At 39.2% G+C, this 6042-nt stretch carries 6 protein-coding genes; all 6 read left to right on the top strand.

What is annotated here, in order from left to right; all coding sequences use genetic code 11:
- Positions 1–1780, top strand: a 1780-nt coding sequence (gene nosZ, locus FKZ43_RS05285; RefSeq protein ID WP_140944880.1) for a Sec-dependent nitrous-oxide reductase, incomplete at its 5' end; no start/stop codon positions are given.
- A gap of 63 nt (positions 1781–1843) precedes the next feature.
- The gene (locus FKZ43_RS05280; protein WP_140944828.1) at positions 1844–2470 is read left to right on the top strand and encodes a hypothetical protein; all 627 of its coding nucleotides are present in this window, start codon (positions 1844–1846) and stop codon (positions 2468–2470) included.
- Positions 2471–2473: 3 nt separating this feature from the next.
- Positions 2474–3889 carry a nitrous oxide reductase family maturation protein NosD gene (gene nosD / locus FKZ43_RS05275; protein WP_140944827.1) on the top strand — a complete coding sequence of 472 codons (1416 nt, stop codon included), beginning with the start codon at positions 2474–2476 and terminating at the stop codon, positions 3887–3889.
- Complete coding sequence (locus FKZ43_RS05270; RefSeq protein WP_140944826.1) at positions 3867–4781, top strand: ABC transporter ATP-binding protein; 915 nt, start codon at positions 3867–3869, stop codon at positions 4779–4781. The genes nosD and FKZ43_RS05270 overlap by 23 nt, the downstream gene beginning before the upstream one ends.
- Positions 4765–5205: a nitrous oxide reductase accessory protein NosL gene (locus FKZ43_RS05265; protein ID WP_140944825.1), complete on the top strand. Its 441-nt coding sequence runs from the start codon at positions 4765–4767 to the stop codon at positions 5203–5205. The genes FKZ43_RS05270 and FKZ43_RS05265 overlap by 17 nt, the downstream gene beginning before the upstream one ends.
- 4 nt (positions 5206–5209) lie before the next feature.
- On the top strand, positions 5210–6040 hold the full coding sequence (locus FKZ43_RS05260; RefSeq protein WP_140944824.1) for an ABC transporter permease: 831 nt from the start codon (positions 5210–5212) through the stop codon (positions 6038–6040).
- Positions 6041–6042: the final 2 nt, after the last annotated feature.

The raw sequence follows: 6042 nt of genomic DNA, 5'->3' as shown, positions 1-6042 counted from the left end.
CGCAGAAGCAGCACTTGCAACTTATGTTCCACCTGGTGACCTTGATGAGTTTTATCTTTTCTATTCAGGTGGTCATTCGGGTCAGATATTTGTCGCTGGGATTCCATCAATGCGTCACATCGCTACAATCCCGGTCTTTACACCTTACCCATCAACGGGTTATGGATTTGATAAGGAAACAAAAGAAATGCTCGGTGGCTACACTTGGGGAGATGCACACCATCCGGCTTTGAGTGAAACGAACGGTGATTATGATGGGAGATGGCTTTTCATTAACGATAATGCGAATAACCGAATAGCAAGAATTGATCTTAAGGACTTTAAAGTTAAACAGATACTTGGACCGATTCCGAATCTTTCTGGTAACCATGGTTCTACATTTGTAACCGAGAACACGGAATATGTCACGATCGCAACGAGATTTTCTGTTCCTATTCCGAAAGGGACATATGTCCCCGTTGAGGAGTACGCGAAGAGATATCATGGTATCGTTGCACTTGTTGAGGTTGATCCAAATACGGGCGAGATGAGGATGGATGAAAAGCATGGATTTCAAGTTTTAATGCCACCGTTTAACTTTGACCTTGGTGATGCTGGAAAGGGACCAAGTCGTGATTGGGTTTTCTGGACCTGCTATAACTCTGAAAGAGCAACTGGAATACTTGAGATAACGGCATCACAAAACGACAGAGATTATATCGCAGCTGTGAATTGGAAAAAGGCAGAGGAATATCTTAAAGCAGGGAAGTATAAAATCATAAGTGGTGTTAGGGTCATTGATCCAAAAGAGGCCCCTGGCGTTGTTTACCTTTTGCCGTGTGCGAAATCACCGCATGGGGTTGATGTCAGCCCGGATGGAAAGTGGATCGTTGGTAGTGGAAAACTTCAAAGCATAACAACAGTTTATAACTTTGAAAAGATGCTCAAAGCAATTGAAAATAAGGACTTTGTAGGCGAGGAAGATGGAATTCCAGTTTTAAGATATGAGAGCGTTCGTGAGGCAGAAGTTCCTGTTGGGCTTGGACCACTTCATACTCAATTTGATGATAAGGGTTACGCTTATACATCGCTTTTTGTTGAGAGTGCGATTGCGAAGTGGAAGCTTGGAACTTGGGAAGTTGTTGATAAGATACCGATCGCTTATAACATTGGACATCTCTGCGTCCCAGAAGGTGATACAAAGCATCCAGCAGGAAAGTATGTGATCGCTTTGAATAAGCTTTCACACGGAAGACATCTTTCCGTTGGACCATCTCAACCTGAGGCATCACAGCTGATTGATATAACTGGTGAGAAGATGAGACTGCTTTATGATGCTTTCACTGAACCAGAGCCACACTATGCGCAAGCGATAAGGGCTGACAAACTCAAAGATAAAGTGATTGAGGTCTATCGTAAGGGTATTGAAAATAAGAATCCGAATGCCATTTGGGATGAGAAAGATGCAAAGATTGTAAGGAAGGGGAACACTGTTGAAGTTTGGATGATCGCCGTAAGGTCAAGATTCCAGCCGTGGAAGATTGAGGTCAATCAAGGAGATAAAGTCATAATTTACCTGACAAACATTGAGCAGACAACGGATGAGCTTCACGGGTTTGCAATTTGTGAATATAATATAAATGTTGTTGTTGATCCAGGTGAGACGAAGACGATTGAATTTGTTGCGAACAAGCCGGGTGTGTTTCCATTTTATTGCACCAATTTCTGTTCTGCTTTGCATCAGGAGATGCAAGGTTATTTGCTCGTTAAGCCGAGGGGTGGAGCTACGGCGATGAAGTAAATTCAAACCCCGGGGCTTTGTGCTCCGGGGTCATTCTAACAATTAACAAAAGGAGTGCCAAAGATGAATAACCTACTTGAAAAATGGGAGAAACTTCAAGACACACCTCTTAACTTGAAGTCAAGAATTTTTACATTTATCGCTTCACTTTCTGTTATCTTAACATTTCTTTTCCCTTTGTGGAGGATGCAATTTTTCGCCATTTTTTATCCAGATGGGTTGAAACTTTACATTTACTCTTACAAACTTGAAGGTGGCAAGACAGCGGGCAGGGACGATTTAAGGGAAATTAACATTTTGAATCATTACATCGGGATGAAGCCACTTTCACAGAGTGATTTTGCAGAGTTCACTTATCTTCCCTTCGTTTTTGGGGCACTTGGACTTTTGACATTAAGGGCTGTGGTGCTTGGGAAGATTTCAACCGTCATTGACTTAATCGTCATGTATATTTATGTTGGTTTGTTTTCACTTATTGATTTTTACAACAAGCTTTACACTTATGGGCATAATCTTGCCCCTGATGCTCCGATAAAGGTTCAGCCATTTACCCCACCACTTTTTGGGAAGAAACTTATCGCTCAATTTACAGTTTACAGCTATCCTGACCTTGGATCAGCTGGGATTCTTTTGGCTATAATCTTTCTTGGTCTTGCTTTGATTTTCTCCGGAAAAGAAGCTAAAATTTAAGCGATGCCCAAGAGTTTAAATCACATAGTTTTGTCCGTCATCTTATTAGTGAGTTTTTCATTTGCTGATGTTTTGAGGGTTGGGTCAAGGTATGAGTTCAAAACGATAAAAGAAGCTATTGAGAAGGCAAAAGCACATGATACAATTTATGTTTATCCTGGCGAATATTATGGGAACATATTTTTGAACAAGCCACTTACTTTGATAGGCATTGGAAAGCCACATATAAAGGGTGAAAATTGGGGTAGCACTGTTACCGTCCTTGCTGATTCTTGTGTGATCAATGGTTTTAAGATAACTGGTGGTGGGAATTTACTTCAAAAGGAAGACTCAGGGATTTTGCTTAAATCGTCTTATAATTTGATTGAAAATAATTTGCTTGAGGATGTGTTATTTGGTGTTTATTTCTTTGCTTCAAATCATAATATCGTAAGGCATAACACTATCGTTGGGAGACACTATCTTGGGATTGGGGAGCGGGGCAGTGGGCTTCACATCTGGAATTCGCATTTCAATTTGATTGAGGAGAATTTCATAACGAAGGTAAGAGATGGAATGTATATTCAAGAGGCGTCAAACAATTTGATCGCGAGAAATTATGCGACGGATTTGAGGTATGGGATTCATTATATGTTTTCCGATTCAAATCGTTTTGAGGAAAATGTTTTCATTGATAATGTCGTTGGTGGTGCGGTGATGTATTCAAGGCATATTTATTTCAGGAGAAATATATTTGCAAGGAACAGAGGGTTTAGCTCTTACGGGCTTTTGCTTCAATCTTGTGATTATTGCGTGGCTGAGGAAAATTATATAATTGACAATTCAATTGGGCTTCATTTTGAGAGCACGAATTACAACATCATTAGGCGTAATCTTGTCCAAAACAATGACCTTGCTATAGCTCTTTTTGCAAGTGCAAACTATGATAAAATTTATGAGAACAATTTCATCGGAAACCTTGCACTGATAAGAACTATTGGAAACCCGAAAACGACATCTTTCAGCTACAATGGGCGAGGTAATTATTGGGATGGTTATATCGGCTACGACCTTAATGATGATGGCATTGGAGATATTAGATTTGAATTGACAAATGTTTTTGAAAGCGTTCAGGGGAAATATCCAATTGTTCAGCTTTATCTTTCAAGTCCGTCTGCTAAAGCAATTGAAATTGCTGAAAAAGCGATGCCTTTGATAAAATTGTTCAAAATTTACGATGAATATCCATTGATGAAAAGGGTTGAGGTGCCTGATTTAACTTATCTTGTAAAGAGAGGGAAAGATGAAAAGATTGAGAGTAAACGAATTGCTTTTGCCTTCGTCGGTTTGATTTCTTTGTGTTCGTTTATTCCGATCTTGATCATTTCGGTTAAATCAAAAACATTGAAGAGAAAATATGCTCGCTGTCAAAAATCTTAAGAAAAGGTTCGGTGATGTGATCGCTGTTGATGGTATTTCATTCAGTGTTCTTGAGAATGAGACAGTTGCCTTGCTTGGTCCAAATGGTAGTGGCAAGACGACGACATTGAGAGCTATCGTTGGACTTGTTTTACCAGATGAAGGTGAAATTTATATAAACGGTGTTGATGTAATAAGAGAACCTAAAAAAGCGAAAGGTTTTTTAAGTTTCCTGCCCCAGAGGATAAATATGTATGAGAATTTAAAGGTCATTGAAATCATTGAGTTTTTTAGGAAGATAAGGAATTTACCTGTTCAGAGGGTTGAGTATGTGATTGAGATGTTGAACTTAAAGGATATACTAAACAAGTATGCAAGCGAGCTATCCGGTGGGAATGTTCAACGGCTTGGCATTGCTATTGCAATCATGCCAGATGTCCCTTTGCTTATACTTGATGAACCAACTTTGAGTTTGGACCCAGAAGGAGTTATGAGGTTTAAGTCCCTTTTGTCAAGTTTAAAGGGTGAAGGCAAAACGATACTTTTCACGACACATCTTTTAAACGAGGTTGATGAACTTGCGGATAAAGTTGGTGTTTTAGTGAGCGGTAGGTTGATTGCTTTTGAAGGGGCATCGGAGTTAAAAAAGAAATTGAAGTTTGAGTCAAAGGTTTATCTTGTGATAAGCAATATGACGGATAGATTTGTTGATGTTGTCCTTGACGCCGGGGCGCTTGATGTCAAAAGGAATGGAACAAGTATGATTATAAAGGCTGATTCTAAAGATATGCTTGATATAATTTTCAAATTAAAGGAATGCGGGGCGAAAATTGAAAATTTCCAGACCTCAAGTCAATCGTTTGAAGTTGTATATCAAAAATTAATGGAAGAATATCATGGCAAGAAAGATTGAAGCACTTTTATTTCTCTTTTTGGGCTTTTTGCTTTTTTCTTGCTCAAAAAAGATAAAACCAGAAGAAATAGAACCACACGATATTTGTTACTTGTGTAAAATGGCAATATCTCAGCTTCAGTTTGCAACTGAAATAGTTACCCCAGATGGGGAGGTTTATAAATTTGACGACCTTGGCTGTATGATTGAGTTCAGCAAGATGCAGAAACTCCCTAAGGGTTCAGTTATGTTCGTTCGGGACTTTTACACCAAGGAATGGGTGGAGATTCAAGGGGCTTATTTTGTCAAGTCGGAGGAGATTCAGACGCCGATGAACTACTTTATAGTCACTTTCAAGACGAGGGAGACGCTTAATAAGTTTATAGATGAGTATGGCGGTGAGGAGTTTCCATACGAACAGCTTGAAACAAAAATTTTAAAGTGAAAAAATGAATTCAATTTACACAATCGCTGAGGCAGAGGTGATTTCTGGAGTTAGAAACAAATGGACTCATATTTTTGCAGTAATTTTTACCATACTTGTCCTTGGGATATCTTATTTTGGATTGACCGCAAGTGGTTATTCCGGGAGCATGCAGGACTTTTCAAGGACGACTTTAAGTTTGTTAAACCTTGTCCTTTATGTCATTCCACTTGTTTCCCTTATTATGGGAGTGATAAGTTTTACGGGTGAAAGCAGAATGAATGAATTGATTTTCTCTCAACCGTTGAATCGCTGGGAAATTTACATTGGTAAGTTGTTGGGTCTTTTAATTTTATTTTTCAGCTCAACAGCACTTGGTTTCGGGATAAGTGGGTTTATAATTTTGATGAGGGTTGGCTCTGATGGTGTGTTTAGGTATCTGGTTTTTGTCCTGCTTTCAAATTTGCTCGGATTCGTTTTCATTGCAATTTCATCGCTGATAAGCGCCATATCAAAACAAAGGGGGAAGGCGTTTGGTATCTCTGTTTTCGTTTGGTTTTTGTTTTTGATATTTTACGACCTCGTTATAATTGGAGCGATAAGCCTTTTAAAGGGGAAAACGGCAGCAACCTTTGCCATGATTTCATTGCTTGGAAATCCCGTTGATATAGTTCGTGTGTTGAGTTTGATAACGCTTAACTCACCGGAAATTTTCGGTCCAGCTGGGGCTGCTTTTGTTAAATTCCTTGGTGGAAAGTTGCTTGCTTCTCTTATTCTGGTCGCCGATTTAATTCTTTGGTTTGTCATTATCGTCGTTTCATCAATCAAAATTTTTTCAAAGCGTGACATAAGTTAAAC

This window comes from Candidatus Thermokryptus mobilis (genome assembly GCF_900070205.1).
GTDB classification, from domain to species: domain Bacteria; phylum Bacteroidota; class Ignavibacteria; order Kryptoniales; family Kryptoniaceae; genus Kryptonium; species Kryptonium mobile.
The sequence above is the reverse complement of the archived record's forward strand: the minus strand, read 5'-3'. Positions and strand labels throughout refer to the sequence as shown.